This is a genomic window from Neobacillus terrisolis, from assembly GCF_051233475.1.
GTDB lineage: Bacteria > Bacillota > Bacilli > Bacillales > Cytobacillaceae > Bacillus_BU.
Map to the genome: position 1 here is coordinate 131,435 of NZ_JBKFGH010000013.1, position 17,622 is coordinate 149,056.

The 17,622-nt window shown below is 44.6% G+C and carries 18 protein-coding genes; 12 read left to right on the forward strand and 6 right to left on the reverse strand.

Annotated elements, in window-relative coordinates; all coding sequences use genetic code 11:
- Positions 1-138 precede the first annotated feature (138 nt).
- From rho to ACI48O_RS09210, 3 genes are all read left to right on the forward strand, one after another.
- Positions 139-1,404 carry a transcription termination factor Rho gene (gene rho / locus ACI48O_RS09200; RefSeq protein WP_435561499.1) on the forward strand — a complete coding sequence of 422 codons (1,266 nt, stop codon included), beginning with the start codon at positions 139-141 and terminating at the stop codon, positions 1,402-1,404.
- A gap of 258 nt (positions 1,405-1,662) precedes the next feature.
- A complete protein-coding gene (gene rpmE / locus ACI48O_RS09205) occupies positions 1,663-1,863 on the forward strand; it encodes a 50S ribosomal protein L31 (RefSeq protein ID WP_435561500.1) in 201 nt (66 codons plus the stop codon).
- 428 nt (positions 1,864-2,291) lie between these two features.
- Entirely contained in the window at positions 2,292-2,933 is a 642-nt protein-coding gene (locus ACI48O_RS09210; protein WP_435561501.1) for a thymidine kinase, read from the forward strand.
- Here ACI48O_RS09210 and ACI48O_RS09215 read toward each other — a convergent pair.
- On the reverse strand, positions 2,926-3,048 hold the full coding sequence (locus tag ACI48O_RS09215) for a hypothetical protein (protein WP_435561502.1): 123 nt from the start codon (positions 3,046-3,048) through the stop codon (positions 2,926-2,928). The two genes, ACI48O_RS09210 and ACI48O_RS09215, sit on opposite strands and share 8 nt — an antisense overlap.
- 328 nt (positions 3,049-3,376) lie before the next feature.
- Positions 3,377-3,679, reverse strand: a complete 303-nt coding sequence (locus ACI48O_RS09220) for a hypothetical protein (RefSeq protein ID WP_435561503.1) — start codon at positions 3,677-3,679, stop codon at positions 3,377-3,379.
- A 337-nt stretch (positions 3,680-4,016) separates the two neighbouring features.
- On the opposite strand from ACI48O_RS09220, the gene ACI48O_RS09225 reads away from it, so the two are divergent.
- A complete protein-coding gene (locus ACI48O_RS09225) occupies positions 4,017-4,451 on the forward strand; it encodes a hypothetical protein (protein WP_435561504.1) in 435 nt (144 codons plus the stop codon).
- Positions 4,452-4,545: 94 nt separating this feature from the next.
- On the opposite strand, the gene ACI48O_RS09230 is transcribed toward ACI48O_RS09225, so the two are convergent.
- From ACI48O_RS09230 to ACI48O_RS09245, 4 genes are all read right to left on the reverse strand, one after another.
- Positions 4,546-5,454, reverse strand: a complete 909-nt coding sequence (locus ACI48O_RS09230; protein WP_435561505.1) for a DUF362 domain-containing protein — start codon at positions 5,452-5,454, stop codon at positions 4,546-4,548.
- Positions 5,455-5,534: 80 nt separating this feature from the next.
- On the reverse strand, positions 5,535-6,110 hold the full coding sequence (locus ACI48O_RS09235) for a DMSO/selenate family reductase complex B subunit (protein ID WP_435561507.1): 576 nt from the start codon (positions 6,108-6,110) through the stop codon (positions 5,535-5,537).
- Between the two features lie 84 nt (positions 6,111-6,194).
- On the reverse strand, positions 6,195-8,579 hold the full coding sequence (locus tag ACI48O_RS09240; protein ID WP_435561508.1) for a DMSO/selenate family reductase complex A subunit: 2,385 nt from the start codon (positions 8,577-8,579) through the stop codon (positions 6,195-6,197).
- Complete coding sequence (locus tag ACI48O_RS09245) at positions 8,569-9,231, reverse strand: TorD/DmsD family molecular chaperone (protein WP_435561509.1); 663 nt, start codon at positions 9,229-9,231, stop codon at positions 8,569-8,571. The genes ACI48O_RS09240 and ACI48O_RS09245 overlap by 11 nt, the downstream gene beginning before the upstream one ends.
- 529 nt (positions 9,232-9,760) lie before the next feature.
- Here ACI48O_RS09245 and prfA point away from each other — a divergent pair.
- From prfA to ACI48O_RS09285, 8 genes are all read left to right on the forward strand, one after another.
- Positions 9,761-10,834, forward strand: coding sequence for a peptide chain release factor 1 (gene prfA / locus ACI48O_RS09250; RefSeq protein ID WP_435561510.1), 1,074 nt, complete (start codon positions 9,761-9,763; stop codon positions 10,832-10,834).
- Positions 10,827-11,684 (forward strand): peptide chain release factor N(5)-glutamine methyltransferase, encoded by an 858-nt coding sequence (prmC, locus tag ACI48O_RS09255; RefSeq protein WP_435561511.1) that lies wholly within the window; start codon positions 10,827-10,829, stop codon positions 11,682-11,684. Before prfA ends, prmC begins: the two co-directional genes overlap by 8 nt.
- A gap of 366 nt (positions 11,685-12,050) precedes the next feature.
- Positions 12,051-12,980 carry a stage II sporulation protein R gene (gene spoIIR / locus ACI48O_RS09260; protein ID WP_435561512.1) on the forward strand — a complete coding sequence of 310 codons (930 nt, stop codon included), beginning with the start codon at positions 12,051-12,053 and terminating at the stop codon, positions 12,978-12,980.
- 335 nt (positions 12,981-13,315) lie between these two features.
- Complete coding sequence (locus tag ACI48O_RS09265) at positions 13,316-13,759, forward strand: GNAT family N-acetyltransferase (RefSeq protein WP_435561513.1); 444 nt, start codon at positions 13,316-13,318, stop codon at positions 13,757-13,759.
- Positions 13,760-13,915: 156 nt separating this feature from the next.
- Positions 13,916-14,971: an L-threonylcarbamoyladenylate synthase gene (locus tag ACI48O_RS09270; protein ID WP_435561514.1), complete on the forward strand. Its 1,056-nt coding sequence runs from the start codon at positions 13,916-13,918 to the stop codon at positions 14,969-14,971.
- A gap of 109 nt (positions 14,972-15,080) precedes the next feature.
- Positions 15,081-15,635: a manganese efflux pump MntP gene (locus ACI48O_RS09275; protein WP_435561516.1), complete on the forward strand. Its 555-nt coding sequence runs from the start codon at positions 15,081-15,083 to the stop codon at positions 15,633-15,635.
- Positions 15,636-15,822: 187 nt separating this feature from the next.
- The gene (locus ACI48O_RS09280) at positions 15,823-16,266 is read left to right on the forward strand and encodes a low molecular weight protein arginine phosphatase (RefSeq protein ID WP_435561627.1); all 444 of its coding nucleotides are present in this window, start codon (positions 15,823-15,825) and stop codon (positions 16,264-16,266) included.
- Between the two features lie 14 nt (positions 16,267-16,280).
- On the forward strand, positions 16,281-17,576 hold the full coding sequence (locus ACI48O_RS09285; protein WP_435561517.1) for a methyl-accepting chemotaxis protein: 1,296 nt from the start codon (positions 16,281-16,283) through the stop codon (positions 17,574-17,576).
- Positions 17,577-17,622 lie beyond the last annotated feature (46 nt).

Consider the following 17,622-nt stretch of genomic DNA (forward strand, 5'->3'; position numbering starts at 1 on the left):
TAATAACATACTCTTCTTTTACTTCTAGAAACCTTCTAACAAACAAATCTTACTTATTTTTCCATCCATATCATTTAAAAAGAATATTTGACCATTAATATGGGGGAACATACGAATCTGTTAAAGTGTGGTGTAATAATGGAACTTACCATTTCAAGTTTAGAAAATATGAAGCTCAAGGAACTTTACGAGCATGCTCGTCAGTTGAAGGTATCATATTACAGTAAATTAACGAAAAAAGAACTTATTTTTGCAATTTTAAAGGCGCGAGCTGAACAACAGGGCTATTTCTTTATGGAAGGTGTCCTTGAAATTATTCAATCCGAGGGCTTTGGCTTTTTACGGCCGATCAACTACTCGCCTAGCTCGGAAGATATCTATATTTCCGCATCCCAAATTCGTCGTTTTGACTTAAGAAACGGGGACAAGGTATCCGGTAAGGTCCGCCCTCCAAAGGAAAACGAACGATATTTTGGCTTACTCCACGTAGAAGCTGTCAATGGAGATGACCCGGAATCAGCGAAGGAAAGGGTTCATTTCCCTGCCTTAACTCCATTATATCCAGACCGCTTAATGAAGCTTGAGACTACTCCAAGACATCTGTCAACAAGAATCATGGATATCCTTGCTCCGGTTGGCTTCGGACAACGTGGCTTGATCGTTGCGCCGCCTAAGGCTGGTAAAACGATGCTACTGAAGGAAATTGCCAACAGCATTACCACGAATCATCCGGAAGCGGAATTGATAGTATTATTAATTGATGAACGTCCTGAGGAAGTAACAGACATTGAACGCTCTGTTGCCGGTGATGTTGTTAGCTCCACATTTGATGAGGTTCCAGAAAATCACATTAAAGTGGCTGAGCTTGTTCTCGAACGGGCGATGAGACTTGTTGAACATAAACGCGATGTTGTAATTTTAATGGATAGTATTACACGTCTTGCACGTGCCTACAACCTGGTGATCCCGCCAAGCGGTCGTACGTTATCAGGGGGGATTGACCCGGCAGCATTCCACCGTCCAAAGCGATTTTTCGGGGCAGCCCGTAATATTGAAGAGGGCGGCAGCTTGACGATTTTGGCGACTGCTCTTGTCGATACAGGCTCGCGTATGGACGATGTAATTTATGAAGAATTTAAAGGAACAGGGAATATGGAGCTTCATCTTGATCGCTCTTTGGCCGAGCGCCGTATTTTCCCAGCCTTGGATATTCGTCGTTCTGGTACTCGGAAAGAGGAGCTGCTGTTGCCGAAGGATCAGTTGGACAAACTATGGGCGATGCGCAAGGCAATGACCGATTCACCAGACTTTGCCGAAAAGTTCCTGAAAAAGCTAAGAACAACAAAATCCAACGAAGAATTCTTCGCCAAACTAGGCGAAGAAATGAAAGCAAAACGCTCATAACACTGTGGTGTGGTAAAGCAGTGGGGGACAGTCCCCCGGTGCTGTGATACGGTAAAGTGATGGGGGACAGTCCCCCAGTGCTGTGAAGTGGTAAAGTGTCAAACTGTGTATTTTGCCATAATTACTTTATTGCAAAACGGTGCCTTGCTTGTTATAATAATTTCAGTGTGTTTTTAAATTTACAGAGTTAGGAAATGATTCTAGCCTGTAGTATATAACTCTGTTTCGAAAGATTCAGGGCGGAAGGAGATGAAAAGAATGAAAGCAGGAATTCATCCAAATTACAAAACAATCACGGTGAAATGTGCTTGTGGTAACGAGTTCGAAACTGGTTCAGTTAAAAACGAACTTAAAGTTGAAACTTGTTCTGAATGCCACCCATTCTATACAGGTCGTCAAAAATTCGCTGAAGCTGGCGGACGTGTTGACCGTTTCAACAAAAAATACGGTCTTAAGTAATAAAGCGAAACTTTCTGTTGCGAAAGTTTTAATTCCCGCAATCGCGGGATAATTGCATAAAAACAGGCAAGAATGAACCATTCTCCTTGCCTGTTTTTTATTTTTCAATTAATCGACAACAGCAGGGTGGAATCGACCTAAACAGCTTACAGCTGTGGTGGTTTTTAACCAGGCTTTTATTGGATAGGCTGTGTTAATTTTGAGCACTCTGTTGATTGGAGCGGAAGGTGCGAGACTCCTGCGGGAGAAGGTGTCTCGGGAGACCCCACAGGCGCTATGCGCCGAGGAGGCTCCCGGACTCCCCCGCGGAAAGGGAGCACCTGGAGCGGAAATCAACAGCCCCAGTTAACACAGTCATTGGATAAATCGAGCAAATTCGTCAATGTTAAACATAAACATGTCAATGGACGTAAAAGGAGAGGCCGTTCATGTACGTAATGAAGCAAAGCGGTTGGGTTGAGGTAATCTGTGGCAGCATGTTTTCCGGAAAATCGGAAGAACTGATTCGCCGTGTCAGACGGACTCAATTTGCCAAACAAAAAGTAGTCGTGTTCAAACCAAAAATCGATAACCGTTATAGCAAAGAGGCTGTCGTTTCTCATAATGGTACTACAATTGTTGCAAATCCTATCTCTCATTCAAGTGAAATTTTCCAAAATATCGATGCAGAGGTAGACGTAATTGCCATTGATGAAGTCCAATTTTTTGATGAAAACATCGTTGCCGTCATACAACAATTGGCCGATAGCGGTTATCGCGTCATTACTGCGGGCTTGGACCAGGATTTCAGGGGAGAGCCATTTGGTCAAATGCCAGCGTTAATGGCTATTGCTGAGCAGATTACCAAGCTCCAGGCTGTCTGTTCTGTTTGCGGTTCACCGGCCAGCCGCACCCAACGCTTAATTAATGGCAAACCGGCCTCTTATCACGATCCGGTTATTTTAGTGGGGGCGGCAGAAGCGTATGAAGCGCGCTGCCGTCATCATCATGAAGTCCCGTTAACGGAACGACAAGCAGATCCATCCGAAGCATCCGCGGAAGAGGAAGTATCTGCGGAAATCATTAGCTAATTTGCTTTGGTAAGTTGTGGTTGCGAAAACAGGCAGTCAGTCGGAAGGCGTATAAATAGTACACCAAAAGCATGGATTCACGATGATCCATGCTTTTTGGTATATTAATTTGCATGATTTGGGTTCCTCCTAAAATTTTTGCCGGCCATCAGGTCCGTTATTTTCATGAAAAACAGCACTTTTTGATTTTTTCCGGACACTGAGTCCTCTATTTGCTAAAAAATCATCCAAAATGATAGCTTTTAAGCCAAATAAGGGATCGTATGTCCGCTAAAAGGTGGAAACCCCTGATTTTGATTGAAATAGCGGAACGTATGTCCGCTCAAACCGGCAAGCCCCTAAAATTTGTAAGCAAAACAGATTAGCATTTAAATAGTACACCAAAAGCATGGATTCACGATGATCCATGTTTTTTTGTATATTAACTTGCACAATTTGGGTTCCTAAATCTTTTGCCGGACATCAGGTCCGTTATTTTCATGAAAAACAGCACTTTTTGATATTTTCCGGACACTGAGTCCGCTATTTGCTAAAAAATCACCCAAAATGATAGCTTTTAAGCCAAATAAGGGATCGTATGTCCGCTCAAAGGCGGAAACCCCTGATTTTGATTGAAATAGCGGAACGTATGTCCGCTCAAACCGACAAGCCCCTAAAATTTGTAAGCAAAACAGATTAGCATTTAAATAGTACACCAAAAGCATGGATTCACGATGATCCATGCTTTTTTGTATATTAATTTGCACGATTTGGGTTCCTCCTAAAATTTTTGCCGGACATCAGGTCCGTTATTTTCATGAAAAACAGCACTTTTTGATTTTTTCCGGACACTGAGTCCGCTATTTATTAAAAAATCACCCAAAATGATAGCTTTTAAGCCAAATAAGGGATCATATGTCCGCTCAAAGGCGGAACCCCCTGATTTTGATTGAAATAACGGATTGTATGTCCGCTAAAAGGCGGGAACCCCTGATTTTGATTGAAATAGCTGATCGTATGTCCGCTCAAATCCACACCCACCTAAAATTTGTAAGCAAAAAGAATCATTTCCCCGGACATACTACGATCAGGAGGTATGTCAAAATGAAAAAACTGAATTTGCTCATCTTATTCCTACTATTGATCACCACTGGCTGTGCCTCAAATGAACAATATAGTGCAAAGAAAATGGAAAATCGCAATGACCAACGCATAAACACCCTTCAACAGGGCAATCAAGTGAATGAAATCCGCGGCCGGACGATGAGCGACCAAAATCCGAACCTGGTAAATATTAATGGGAGAAGCTACGACCGCGGGGATGATGTCGACCATGCCCGAAGTGTCATTAACCGGATGGAAGGATTTCGCCCGGGCGCAATCTGGATTAATGGAAGTGGAATGTGGGTAACAGCTTATAAAAAAGGAATGATGACGAATGACGAAAAAATTGATGCAGAAGCGAGCTTACATGAGCGTCTAACTCGGGCATTACCACGGTACCGAATTGAAGTCCGTGTGCTTGAGGACCGCTCCTAGCTGTTTCAAAAACCCAAAATCCGACCCAAACAAAAAGGACAGCCGCACATCTACGGCTGTCCTCAATAAATCGAACAAACAACAATCTTAAAAACTACGGCATAAGCCAATCCGATGGAATTTTGGTGCAAACGTGGCACAATCCGCCTTCATCATCTGCGAACGATAAATACGTTTGCTTGCATCGTTTACATTTTCCTTCCACAATCGAAAACCGTGATAAGGAACTTTCCCCTACATTTTCCGAAATTGAGATCGCCCCTTCAGGACAAGCATCCTCACAAAGCCTGCAATTTGGGCATTTCTGATGATCAATGACAAGCTCAGCATCAGTCACGCTGAAAACACCCTGAGGGCAAAGGATAAAGCAGCCCTTGCAAAGAGAACACTTTTCACGGTCCAGGCTAGCTTCGAAAAACTGAACATCAGGATAATAGAAGGGAAGTGACCAGGCATTGGAATTTTGCTTCCAGGAAGCAGGGGCTAAATCCTTGGCCAAGCTTTGCCCTTTATGCTTCGCGGTTACAAGTAATTGCCGCCTTGTCATTTCAGGTTCCTTCATTTCCTCTGCTTTTTGAAAAAAGAATGGCTGCATATTTAAGCTTAATAATATTTCATTCGCTTCACTGATTGCCTTTTTCCATTCAAGGTCTTGCCAGTAACTTGGAACCGATATTCCTTTAATCCCTCTTTTGCGAAAAATCAGCAATTCTTTAACGGTTGGACAGTAATGGGGCTCGTAGCAAAGCATTCCGTTTTTCACCGTTCGGTTCGGTACTGTTCCGTTAATGGCGCCGACTGGACAAGCGGTGATGCACCCGCCGCATGAATCACATTTATCTAAATCATGCCGAACTCTATTGTTTTCGATTGATAATGCCTCGACAGGACAATGATCCATGCAGGTGGTGCAGGTTGATTTCGGACTGACCTCCCGCGAACAACGCTCCGTAATCGTAACATCAATTGAAAGGCTTTCAAGCCATTTAAAAATAAGTGACATGTGCTCACCTGCTTAGAGAATGAATTTTAGCCTATTTATTTCTCTATGGCTTAAGAAATTGTTCGAAAAAATAATTCAAATTACAACTTGGCATCGCGGTGCGGTGTAATCACCAGGTTTGGACGGGTAACATCGGCGTTTGGCATTCCTTTGATTTGGTTGACATCCCCGTACTTTTTGCGCAACTCATCAATCGGTCCAAACTCAATGGCCCGCAGTGGACAGGTGGCGACGCAAACAGGATCTTCCCCTTTTTCGAGAAGGTCGATACAAAGATTGCATTTATTTGATTTCTTAATTTCTTCGTTATATTGTGGTGCTCCGTAAGGGCAGGCTTGAATACAATATCTCGTACCGATACAAACATCCTGCTTGATAATAACAACACCGTCTTCGGGACGCTTCTCAATCGCTCCGGTAGGACAATTTTTTAAGCACGCAGGTGCTTCACAATGATTGCAGGAGATTGAAAAAGTAAAAGCTTTAACATTCGGCGTAATCGCGTAGCCGTTTTCCGTATAATCGCCCTCTTCATAAGAATAAACGCGGCGGTAATTAATGCCCACATCCAGGTCATTTTTATCCTTACAGGAAACGGAACAGGCTTTACACCCGATACAAATGGCTTGATTTATATAAAATCCCAACTGCGTCAAGATTCTTCACTCCTTTAATAATGGGTTAAGTTCATCAATAAAAATTTCAGTGTTTTTCTAAAAGGTTTTATGAATGACTTGACGCTAAGCCCGCTCAATTTGAACAAGATTGGTTAGCTGTGGATTCGCCTTGGCCAGCGGGGTAGGGTGATGCTTCGTAAGAACATTCACTGAACCTCTTTGGTCAATTCCTTTTTCATTTGGAGTGTACCAGCCACCTTGTGGAATCGCGGCTACTCCAGGCATGATCCGGCTTGTCACCTTCACATCAATTTCAAGTTCGCCCCTTCCATTAAACACTCTCGCTCTGTCTCCGTCTTTGATTGAACGTGCCTTTGCGTCGACGGGATTAAGCCACATTTCCTGTTTTGCTGCTTCTTCAAGCCATGGGTTATTATCATGGGTTGAGTGAACTCTCCGCTTGTAGTGCCAGCTAATTAATTGCAATGGATAGGTTTCCTTCAGCGGATCCTCTGGACCTTCCCAAGCTGGAACATACTTGGCAATCGCCGGAATTTCCTTTGGATTGTTCATATCATAAAGAGCTTTAGAGAACAGTTCGATTTTTCCGGATGGCGTTTCGAACTTGTTGTTGGCCGGATCTTCAATTTGTTTTTGGAAGGCAATGTTCGGCGCATCGTGCTTGAAATAATAAACGCCCATTTTGCGGAACTCTTCAAATGTTGGGAAGTCAGGATGCATCTCTTCCTTCGTCCGCTTGATGCTTTCCTTCACCCAATCGAGTGCCGTTTTTCCTTCAGTAAATTTATCTTTAACGCCTAATTTATCAGCGATTTCGGCAAATACATCGTATTCGTTTCGGCATTCAAACAATGGATCGATAACTTTATCGCCAAAAATAACGTAGTCACCGGTACCCCATGGCGTTCCGATGTCATAACGCTCAAAGAAGGTCGTTGCCGGTAAAATAATATCGGCGTACTTCATGCTAGGCGTCATGAAAATATCGCTGGCCACGATAAATTCAACCTTACTTTCATCTACAAGAAGTTTATGGGTCCGATTAATATCGGAATGCTGATTGATCAGCATGTTGCCGGCCATGTTAAAAATAAGCTTAATATTTGTATTTAACTTATCGGCTCCTTGCAGGCCGTCTGCAGCAGTCAGCTCAGTGCCTCTTTCAACTGCTTCGGTCCACTGGTAACAAGGAATCGTCGCTTTAATCGGATTTTCGAATGTGATTGGGAAGACGATGCCTGAACGTGGTTCGCTATAACCTGTTCCAGCTGCCCAACCGCCAAGCTTACCAACATTTCCGGTTAAACATGCAAGCTGTGCGCCACCGCGCATAACCTGTTCGCCATAGGCATGACGCTGTGGTCCCCAGCCTTGAATTAATGCGGCCGGCTTCGCTGTTGCATATTCACGAGCGATTTGCCGGATTTTTTCGGCCGGAACGCGCGTAATTTTCTCAGCCCATTCAGGCGTTTTTGCGATACCGTCTTTTTCGCCAAGCAGATAGCTTTTCAATGATTCTTTTTTATCAACGCCGTCAGGCATGTGATCGCTATCAAAGCCGACGCAGAATTGATCCAGGAAGGCTTGATCATGTAAGTTTTCAGTAATGATCACATAGCCCATCGCGTCCATCATTGCATTGTCAGTGGTTGGTAAAATCGGAATCCATTCGTCGGCAAATGCAACAACCGTATCTGTGTAACGCGGGTCAATTACGACGATTTTCGTGCCGTTTTTCTTCGCCGCTAACAGGAAATCACGGTATGGAGTTGAGAAAATAATCTCGGCAGGATTTTGCCCCCAAAGGATGATATATTTTGAGTGAAGCAAGCTGTCATAGCTGTTTCCTGAATTATTTGATCCGTAAGTATACGGGGTAGCAACGTTACTTGCTCCGGAGCTATAATCATTCCGATAATGAAGGAAACCGCCGGTTAAGGCCATTAATCTTCTTGCACAAGTCCGTCCGGCATAAAGCCCTTGGTTACCGGATGCATAATTGGCATATCTTGAATCTGGGCCATATTTATCGCCGATCCTCTTCATTTCAGAGGCAATCGTGTCAACGGCTTCTTCCCAGCTGATTCGTTCGAATTTTCCTTCGCCACGCTTGCCAACCCGCTTCATTGGGTATTTCAGGCGGTCGGGATGATACAGCATCGAGCGATAGCTTCTTCCTCTGACACAAGCTCTTAATGCAGGAGTGGACAGATCGTCACCTTTGTTGGTGTCCGTACTAATCCGAACGACAACGCCATCTCGCACATGTGCTTTAATGACACATTTTCCACCGCAGTTGTTTACACTACAAGTAGAAACGACGGTTTCAGTAACCTCCTTAATCTCCGGACTTTTTACTTCCTTCTTATCTATTAAAAGCTTCGTGCCGATTCCCCCGGCAATAACCGGAACGGCTGCTGCACCAGTCCATTTTAAGAAGGTTCGGCGCTTCATATTCGTTGAAATTAACGGCTTTTTATCTGACATTTGCTAATGCCTCCTTTATCTCTATCAATGATTCATAATCAGATTCGATAAAATCCTCAAGCAGCATGGCTGCTCCTTTAAATAAAAGACTGTCAGTATTCTTAGTAATTTTCGCGCAAAAAGCCGGGATCCATTGACGTATGTGCTGGTCAAGAAAGTCAATTTGATGGTCTAACAGAGCATCAAGCTTGGCAAAATCCGCTTCCTGCAAACATAAGTTATTTACATGCATTAAAAACTCTAATTCAATCGTAATGTGGTCATCCGGTTCATTGTTTTCACGGACAAACTCTAGTCCAAACTCGTGATAACAACGGCGAACCTGGTAAGTGGATTCATCAAAAAGGAGTTGTTCTTTGCTCCGATAGACAGATTCCCAAGGAGGAGCCACGATCATACCCGGCCCTAAGAATAGGCGGTTAAACTCTGCCTCTGCTTCCTGAAGCTCGGATTCTGTTACTCTATTAAAAAATTGATAGAGATATTCGCCACCTTGATTAAGTTCTTGTAACCCTTGAAAGCTGCCTTGATCTTTGAGCTCGGAAATCGTTGTTGCGGAAAGAGGTTTGAAAAATAACAATTGTAAAAACTGGTAAAAATTTTGTCTAACCTTGAAGTAATCCAACAGTGGGGCAGCATCGATTGTTTGCATAAGTCCACTCCCTGCAGAAATTTGTATTTGTGAATAATTTCACAATATTTATAGCCATAGTTCTCCCATATAAAAAAATAGGGAAGTGAAATTACTCACATCATTCATTTCGGTATATCAATATAATGAAGATTTATCTATCATCTTGATTTTACAGCATTCCATATATATAGAAATTAAGCGTGGGAATTCTTCACATATTATTCAAAATGTGTAGACAAAATATGGACGATTTTATAAAATTAATATTTTTTTAATATATTGATGCAAGGGGACGGTTCTCCTGCATCAAAAAGGAGCAGGAGAACCGTCCCCATGATTCAAAAAGGAGCGGGAGAACCGTCCCCTTGATTGACTGGGGGGAGTGGCTGTACTATAATTAGAATGTTATGGGTTCTTTCTGAAGGGGCTTAAGCGGCGCACGGGAATCGTTATGAACGTGCTTTTTGAATGGATTTTGAAGATATTAACGCAGTGTATAAGACTGGTTTATTTTTATAAAAAAGAAAAAATTTAGAGGTGAAGAATCATGTTTGATCGTCTTCAAGCGGTTGAAGATCGTTATGAGAAGCTGAATGAGCTTTTGAGTGATCCGGATATTGTGAATGACCCGAAGAAGCTTCGCGATTATTCGAAGGAGCAAGCTGATATACAGGAAACGGTGCAAGCATACCGTGAGTATAAGGATGTTAGGGAGCAGATTGCTGATGCGAAGGCAATGCTCGATGAGAAGCTGGATGCGGAAATGCGCGAGATGGTGAAGGAAGAGTTAAGTGACCTGGAGGCGCAGAAGGTTGAGTTACAGGAGAGAATGCGGATTCTCTTGATTCCGAAGGACCCGAATGATGATAAGAACGTTATCTTTGAAATTCGTGGTGCTGCCGGTGGTGAGGAGGCTGCATTGTTTGCGAATACTCTTTACCGGATGTACAGCCGTTATGCGGAAACGCAGGGCTGGAAAACGGAAGTAATCGATGCGAATCCAACTGGTCTTGGCGGTTTTAAAGAGATTATCTTCATGATTACCGGTAAAGGTGCTTATTCGAAATTGAAGTTTGAAAATGGGGCCCACCGCGTGCAGCGTGTTCCGGAAACGGAATCTGGCGGCCGGATTCATACGTCAACGGCGACGGTTGCTTGTTTGCCGGAAGCGGAAGATGTGGAAGTGGAGATTCATGATAAAGATGTCCGCGTCGATACGTACTGTTCAAGCGGCGCCGGCGGACAATCGGTTAACACGACTGCGTCAGCGATCCGTGTTACGCACATTCCAACTGGGATTGTGGTAACGTGTCAGGATGAGAAGTCGCAGCATAAGAATAAGGACAAGGCGATGAAGGTATTGCGTGCCCGTGTGTATGATAAGTTCATGCAAGAGGCGCAGGCGGAATATGATGAGGTGCGTAAGAGCGCGGTTGGAACGGGTGACCGTTCGGAGCGGATTCGTACGTATAACTATCCGCAAAACCGTGTAACCGATCACCGTATTGGTTTGACGTTGCAGAAGTTAGATCAAATTATTGAAGGCCGACTCGATGAGATTATCGATGCGTTGATTTTAGAAGACCAGTCTAGCAAGTTGGAGTCTGGTTCAGATGAGTAAGATTTATGAAGCCCTGCACTGGGCTTCTTCTTTTTTAAAGGAGAAGGCTCGGGATGAGAATGCCGGGGAGCTGTTGTTGCGGTTTGTGACGGGGAAGTCGCGCTCGGAGTTGTTTGCGAGTTTTCATGATGAGCTTTCCGCTGATGTGGAGGCGCGCTTTCGGGCTGCAGTCGAGACGCATGCAGCGGGGCGGCCGGTTCAGTATATTATTGGGTATGAGGAGTTTTATGGACGGCGCTTTTTGGTGAATGAAGAGGTGCTGATTCCGCGTCCGGAGACGGAAGAGCTTGTGTATGGGATGCTGGAGCGCGTTGGGGCTGTTTTTGGTAAAAATAAAGCCGTGGACGTTGTCGATATTGGGACTGGCAGCGGCGCGATTGCGGTGACGTTGAAGCTGGAGAATCCGGCGTTGCAGGTTGTGGCGAGTGATTTAGCGTTGGCGTCTTTGGAGGTTGCGAGGGAGAATGCGTCGCGGCTTGGCGCAGCGGTGGAGTTTGTTCACGGCGATTTACTGCAGCCGTTTATTGCCGAGGGCCGGAAGTTTGATGTGGTGATTTCGAATCCACCGTATATTCCGGTAGGCGATATCGCCGGGATGTCCGAGGTGGTGACGGAGCACGAACCACACCGCGCGTTGTTTGCGGGTGATGATGGTCTGGATTTATACCGCCGCTTTATGGAGGAACTGCCGCTTGTGTTGAAGGAGCGGGCGCTGGTCGGCTTTGAGGTCGGCGCCGGTCAAAGTGAGGCGGTGGCGGAAATGCTACGGGCGACTTTTCCGGGGGCTTCGGTTGAAGTCGTGTTTGATATTAACGGCAAGGACCGGATGGTGTTTGCGACGATTGAATAGATTTTGGTGGCGTTCGCCGCGGTACTGAGTTTTAGTGCCGCGCTTTTTTGTTAGAGGGATGTTTGTGTCCCAAATACGTTTTGGCGGATAGAAGTGCTTTTTTAGCGGATAGCGCCCACGTTTTGGCGGATAACCGCTGCATTTTGGCGGATAGACACCACATTTTGGCGGATAGCAGCCTTTTTTTAGCGGATAGCCATTTCATTAGCAGGGGAACCGCCCCAATTTTATGCAAAAAATCAGAAACAGGCTATTCATTCGTAAATTTCCAGTATGAAACCTGCACTATCAAAATTTTTCATTTTACTAGTTTAAGAATGTTTGATGCTGTCCACAATGGGTTAGTGAGGGGACGGTGGCAGAGAGATGAAAAATAAAATTATCACAGCTTATATCATTTTATTATCATTCGCAACGATTTTTAGTTTATATATTCCAAAAAACGAAGTAACCGCTAAAGAGGAAATTGTCATTCCAAACGAGGCGATTCGCCTGCGTATTTTAGCCAATAGTGATGCAGAGGCGGATCAAGCGCTGAAACGAAAAGTTAGAGACGCGGTGAATGCAGAAATTACGAAGTGGGTTCAAGATTTAACTTCATTAGAAGAAGCTAGAACAGTGATTCAGTCGCATCTTCCGGAAATTCAACAGATTGCTGAGCAGGTGGTTGAAAGTGAGAATGCAACCCAAACGGTTACAGCTCAATTTGATAAAGTAGAGTTTCCGACGAAATTATATGGGCAGTTCTTGTATCCTGCTGGAGAGTATGAAGCGATTTTGATCACGCTTGGTGAAGGGGAAGGGGCCAATTGGTGGTGCGTTTTATTCCCGCCGCTGTGCTTCTTGGATATATCAAATGGAGTGGCTGTTAGTGACGGATTTGATGAAAAGAAACCGAAGAATGAAAAGCCTGCCAGTAAAAAAGTAAAACAAGCTGCTGAAGAAAGCAAAAATGCTCCATCAGCGCCGGAAGCAACCAGCACACCAGTTGAACAACCTAACGATGAAGAGGTAAACATCGAGACAGCTTCATCGGGCCAAACCCAAAAGGTTGCCCAGGCGTTAACTGCAACTCCTGCAAAAGTTGAGATGACGAAAGCGGAAGTTGCCCAAGCGGAAAAAAGTGAAGCTGTAAAATCAGCCCAACTTGAAGCAGAAAAACAAGCTTCACCGGCGGTGACCGCTGGAGAAAAAGCTGACAAAACGGAGCAAAAGGCACCTGTATACACAGAAGAAGACGAACAGGAAGTCGAAGTGAAATTTTTCATTAAAGAATTGTGGACAAAATTGTTTTAATAAACGAAACAGCCTTCATTTCCAGCCGTAAAGAAACTGGAAATGAGGGCTTTTTTATCGAAATGGCGGTTCTACTTTCTCTCTTTTTTCATATTTATGTTAATAGAATGGACAAAAGCGCAAGCGCCCGGGTAGCTCCGTATGGACTGGAGCACATCGACTGAGATAAAGGAAACACGAAGAGCGGTAGCGATTCGATGTTGACTTATCGTAGGGAGGTGGGCCGAAGTCCACTAGGAGCTGGGCGCTGGAGCTGGACGTCTCTTACGTCTTAAACCTTGTCCACAAAGTAAAAATCTATAATTTCCTATAACATGATAAAAGAGGTGGAATAAATGAACACAACGATACGTTTTGCTGACCGTCAAGACACCCTTAAAGTGCTGGCCTACTTAACGAAAGCCAATCTTGGCACGGAAGGGGTAGCGGATTCAATCGATTATTTTCTGTTAATGGAGGACTCGAAAGGGGAGATCTTGGCTACACTAGGAATCGAGCCGTGTGGAACGATCGGTTTGCTGCGCTCGTTAGCAATGTCCGCCACCCTAAAGGAAGCGGATATCCTCGCGCTGTTTAATCAAATGTATTTATTGGCCAAGGAAAAATCCTTGTCCACACTATACTTAGCGACCAATAAGCCCGATTCGGTGTCGTTTTTTCAAGTGTTAGGGTTTAATTTACTAGATTCAAAAGATGTGCCGGTGGAATTATTGGAACTGAATCACGTGCAGCATATTTTCACTGTGGATAACTCGTTTTTTATGCAGTTAAATCTTTGATCTGTGGATATATCCACAAAGTTATCCACGGATTGCCATTATTTATTCACATTTTGTGGATAAAACCTTGTATTCCCTCTCATCTTCTTTTATACTTTCAACAGAAATGAAGGTCAAACCGTAGATACATAGACCTATTTTTAAAGGTGGATGAAAATGAAAACTCATGTTTGGTCCGTGGATAAGTTTGTGGACAATCTTGAAAGTTACCCACAGATTACACAGGCAGCTAATTTTTTGAAAAATAATGAAGTGGTCGCATTCCCGACTGAAACCGTGTATGGACTAGGCGGCAATGCCGAAAGCAGCGACGCTGTAGCGAAAATTTTTGCTGCAAAAGGGCGCCCGTCCGATAATCCATTAATTATACACATCGCCTCAACGGAACAATTAGCGGCGTTTGTTAGCAGCATCCCGCAAACGGCGGCCGTATTAATGGACAACTTCTGGCCCGGCCCGTTAACGATTGTTTTAAATAAAAAGGAAGGGAAGCTTTCGGAGCTCGCGACAGCAGGGTTATCCACAGTCGCCGTCCGCATGCCTGACCATCCGATTGCATTGGCGCTTATCAAGCAGTCCGGTCTACCGATTGCTGCACCGAGTGCCAATCAGTCCGGAAAGCCGAGCCCGACGCTGGCACGCCATGTCTTTGAAGATTTAGATGGGCAAATTGCCGGTATTGTCGACGGCGGTCCGACTGGAGTGGGCGTCGAGTCAACGGTGATTGATTGTACTGAAGCGATTCCGGTCATCCTTCGCCCGGGCGGGGTCACGAAGGAGCAAATCGAAGCGGTAATCGGTGAGGTGGCGGTTGATCCGGCTCTTAAAAATGCGGAGGCGGCCCCGAAATCGCCGGGGATGAAATATCGCCACTATGCGCCGAATGCCCCGTTATATTTAGTCGCTGGAAGCCATGCTTTTTTACAAAAGCTTGTTAATGAACAGCGGGCAACTGGTGCAAAGGTTGGTGTTTTAACAACGGAGGAAGCGGTCCGCGACTATGATGCGGATTTGGTCCTGCCGTGCGGACGTCGTGATCAGCTGGAAACGGTGGCAGCTTCCTTGTATGGAACGCTGCGGGCCTTTAATGAGTCTCGAGTTGACGTTATTTTTAGCGAAATCTTCCCGGAGACCGGTGTAGGACAGGCGATCATGAACAGGCTCAGTAAAGCCGCTGCCAACCAAGTCATTACCGAACCCGTTGAAGGCTGAAGTGGCAATGCCATTTAGTTAAATCCGATAAACCTGGGCGCCAATTTCATATTCTAAACCCCTTTGGACGTGCATATGCTGAATTAGTAAGTCCAAGGGGGAAAGACAATTGGCGGCAATCATAGGGGAAATTTTCACATTAAGTATCATGGCATTTGCATTGGGTATGGACGCATTTTCCGTCGGCCTTGGGATGGGAATGATCAAGCTGCGCATGCGGCAAATCTTCAGGATTGGCATTACGATCGGCTTATTTCATGTTTGGATGCCCTTGCTTGGAATGATCGCCGGAAGGTTTCTATCAGATAAATTCGGCACGATTGCCGGCTATGCAGGAGGCTTGCTATTGCTTGCGCTCGGGCTGCAAATGATATGGTCCAGTTTGAAGAGTGATGACAGCAGGATGATCACCCCGGTCGGCTATGGCTTAATTGTGTTCGCTTTAAGCGTTAGCTTGGACAGTTTTTCGGTTGGACTGACGCTCGGGATCTATAAAGCCAAAACCGTGGCCGTTCTTGTTTGCTTTGGACTAGCCGCAACTGTATTAACGTGGGCCGGGCTGTTAGTCGGTCGAAAGGTGCAGGGCTTGCTTGGTACGTACAGTGAGGCACTCGGCGGGAGCATCCTCCTCGGCTTCGGGCTTAAGCTGCTGTTGCCGATATAAAATGAACCTACAACCTTAGTTAATCTGGCGCTAAGGTTTTTTTTGCGGAAATCGAGCTTCTTGAGCGGGAATCAACACCGCCATTATAAAACAAACAAGTTTGTCGCTTTTGAAACGTTTTTGTCTTATCACTATTTTAATAGGAAAATATTGCTTATAATGAAAATGGATAAAGGAGGCAGGGATGATGGTTCGAGTTTTGTTTGTTTGTACAGGAAATACGTGTCGAAGCCCGATGGCTGAAGCAATTTTAAAAAGTAAAGCAGTGGATGGGGTGGAAGTGAAATCCGCTGGTGTGTTTGCGATGAATGGCAGCCCGGCCTCAGCTCATGCTCGAGCCGTACTGGGTGAATACAATATTGCCGAGCAACATCAATCTACGATGCTAACCGAAACAGAAGTAAATTGGGCCACTTATATTTTTACGATGACAGAAGGGCACAAGGCTTCCGTCATTAGTCAGTATCCCGATGCTTCTGAGAAAACCTTTACGTTAAAAGAGTTTGCAGAAAGTGGCGCCATGAATAACGACATCGTTGACCCATATGGCGGTTCGATTGAGCTTTATCGTCAAACTTTTTCGGATATTCACGCTATGATAGATAAAATAATTGACCGGTTGACGAACTGATTGGGAGGAAGTACATGGAGACGGAGAAGCGATATAAATTTGGCCTTAGAAAAAAACTTGTTATCTACACTACGGTTCTGGCAGCGATTACGTATACATTCACTGCCTGGTTTATATTTTTCATCGATCCGTATCTCCAGGATATGTTTGGAATCAATGAACATATCACGATTTTTTTAACCTTGCTGTTAGGCGTTCTTTGGTCGGGAATTTTGGCTTTTTTTACAGCGAAGATTATTACCAATCCGCTGAATAAATTAGAGCATGTCGTTCGAGAGGCGGCGAAAGGGAAAATCAGTGTTGCGGCCGAAATCGGCAAGTCGGATGATGAGATTCGCTCGCTAAGCGTGGCTTTTAATGAGCTGCTGATCAACACTCGCGAAATCGTCCAAAGTATTGATGAGAATTTCAACAAAACGAACGAAAAGATGCAGTCTATTTCAGAAAAAACATCGCACGTAACAGAGCAGGCCCAGTCTATTTCCCAGACGATTAAGGAAATATCCGCCGGCGCGGACAGTTCAGCGTTCGCGATTCAATCCAATGCTGAATCGGTTGAAGAAATGATCAGGGTTGCTGAAGAGGTTCAGAAAAAGGCGAAGGCTTCAGAGGGAGTATCCAATGAGTTAGTGGAAGACCTGATTGATTCGAAAAAGGTGATTTACTCGTTGATTACCGGAATTGAGCAGTTGGCTAACAGCAATCAGCAATCGTTGCATACGGTTAGACGTCTCGAAGAACATGCAAAAAAGATTGAACAAATTACCGGACTCGTTGGCGATATATCCAGTCAAACGAATTTGCTCGCCTTAAATGCATCGATTGAAGCAGCTCGAGCTGGTGAGCATGGCCGCGGCTTTGCGATTGTTGCCGATGAAGTGAAGCGGCTTGCTGAAAAGAGTGCCAAATCAGTGCAAGGCATATCAGAATTAATTCAAAACATCCAAGAAGAAGTCCAAAATGTTGTCGTGATGATTACGAAGCAAGTCAATGTTGCCAATGAAGAGGCGCAAAAGGGTGCAAACACGAATGAGGCGATTGAAGGCATGGCGGAAACGGTCAACGAAATGGCCGAAGCGGTCCAAATGATTTCCCGATTAGTCGATTATCAATTGGAAAAAATACATCTAACGGCTACCCAATCACAGGAAGTCGCCGCAATTGCCCAGGAAACATCTGCCGGAGCCCAAGAATTGGCGGCAGCAACACAGCAGCAGACGAATGTGATCGAGAATGTTGAGGCATTGGTCATTGAACTAAAGCAGCAAGCAGAAAATTTAAAATCGACCATTTTGAAGTTTGAATTATAACGGTAATCATGTCAAAATAAATGTGGTTGGTAAGGCGGAAGCGCTT

Bases quoted from the DNA above. Each gene is read 5' to 3' on its own strand.
- ACI48O_RS09270 (WP_435561514.1), top strand. From the start codon at position 13,916: ATGAAAACTCATGTTTGGTCCGTGGATAAGTTTGTGGACAATCTTGAA.
- ACI48O_RS09230 (WP_435561505.1), bottom strand. From the start codon at position 5,454: ATGTCACTTATTTTTAAATGGCTTGAAAGCCTTTCAATTGATGTTACG.
- prfA (WP_435561510.1), top strand. From the start codon at position 9,761: ATGTTTGATCGTCTTCAAGCGGTTGAAGATCGTTATGAGAAGCTGAAT.
- rpmE (WP_435561500.1), top strand. From the start codon at position 1,663: ATGAAAGCAGGAATTCATCCAAATTACAAAACAATCACGGTGAAATGT.
- prmC (WP_435561511.1), top strand. From the start codon at position 10,827: ATGAGTAAGATTTATGAAGCCCTGCACTGGGCTTCTTCTTTTTTAAAG.
- rho (WP_435561499.1), top strand. From the start codon at position 139: ATGGAACTTACCATTTCAAGTTTAGAAAATATGAAGCTCAAGGAACTT.
- ACI48O_RS09240 (WP_435561508.1), bottom strand. From the start codon at position 8,579: ATGTCAGATAAAAAGCCGTTAATTTCAACGAATATGAAGCGCCGAACC.
- ACI48O_RS09280 (WP_435561627.1), top strand. From the start codon at position 15,823: ATGGTTCGAGTTTTGTTTGTTTGTACAGGAAATACGTGTCGAAGCCCG.
- ACI48O_RS09215 (WP_435561502.1), bottom strand. From the start codon at position 3,048: ATGCAAATTAATATACCAAAAAGCATGGATCATCGTGAATCCATGCTT.
- spoIIR (WP_435561512.1), top strand. From the start codon at position 12,051: ATGAAAAATAAAATTATCACAGCTTATATCATTTTATTATCATTCGCA.
- ACI48O_RS09285 (WP_435561517.1), top strand. From the start codon at position 16,281: ATGGAGACGGAGAAGCGATATAAATTTGGCCTTAGAAAAAAACTTGTT.
- ACI48O_RS09210 (WP_435561501.1), top strand. From the start codon at position 2,292: ATGTACGTAATGAAGCAAAGCGGTTGGGTTGAGGTAATCTGTGGCAGC.
- ACI48O_RS09245 (WP_435561509.1), bottom strand. From the start codon at position 9,231: ATGCAAACAATCGATGCTGCCCCACTGTTGGATTACTTCAAGGTTAGA.
- ACI48O_RS09265 (WP_435561513.1), top strand. From the start codon at position 13,316: ATGAACACAACGATACGTTTTGCTGACCGTCAAGACACCCTTAAAGTG.
- ACI48O_RS09225 (WP_435561504.1), top strand. From the start codon at position 4,017: ATGAAAAAACTGAATTTGCTCATCTTATTCCTACTATTGATCACCACT.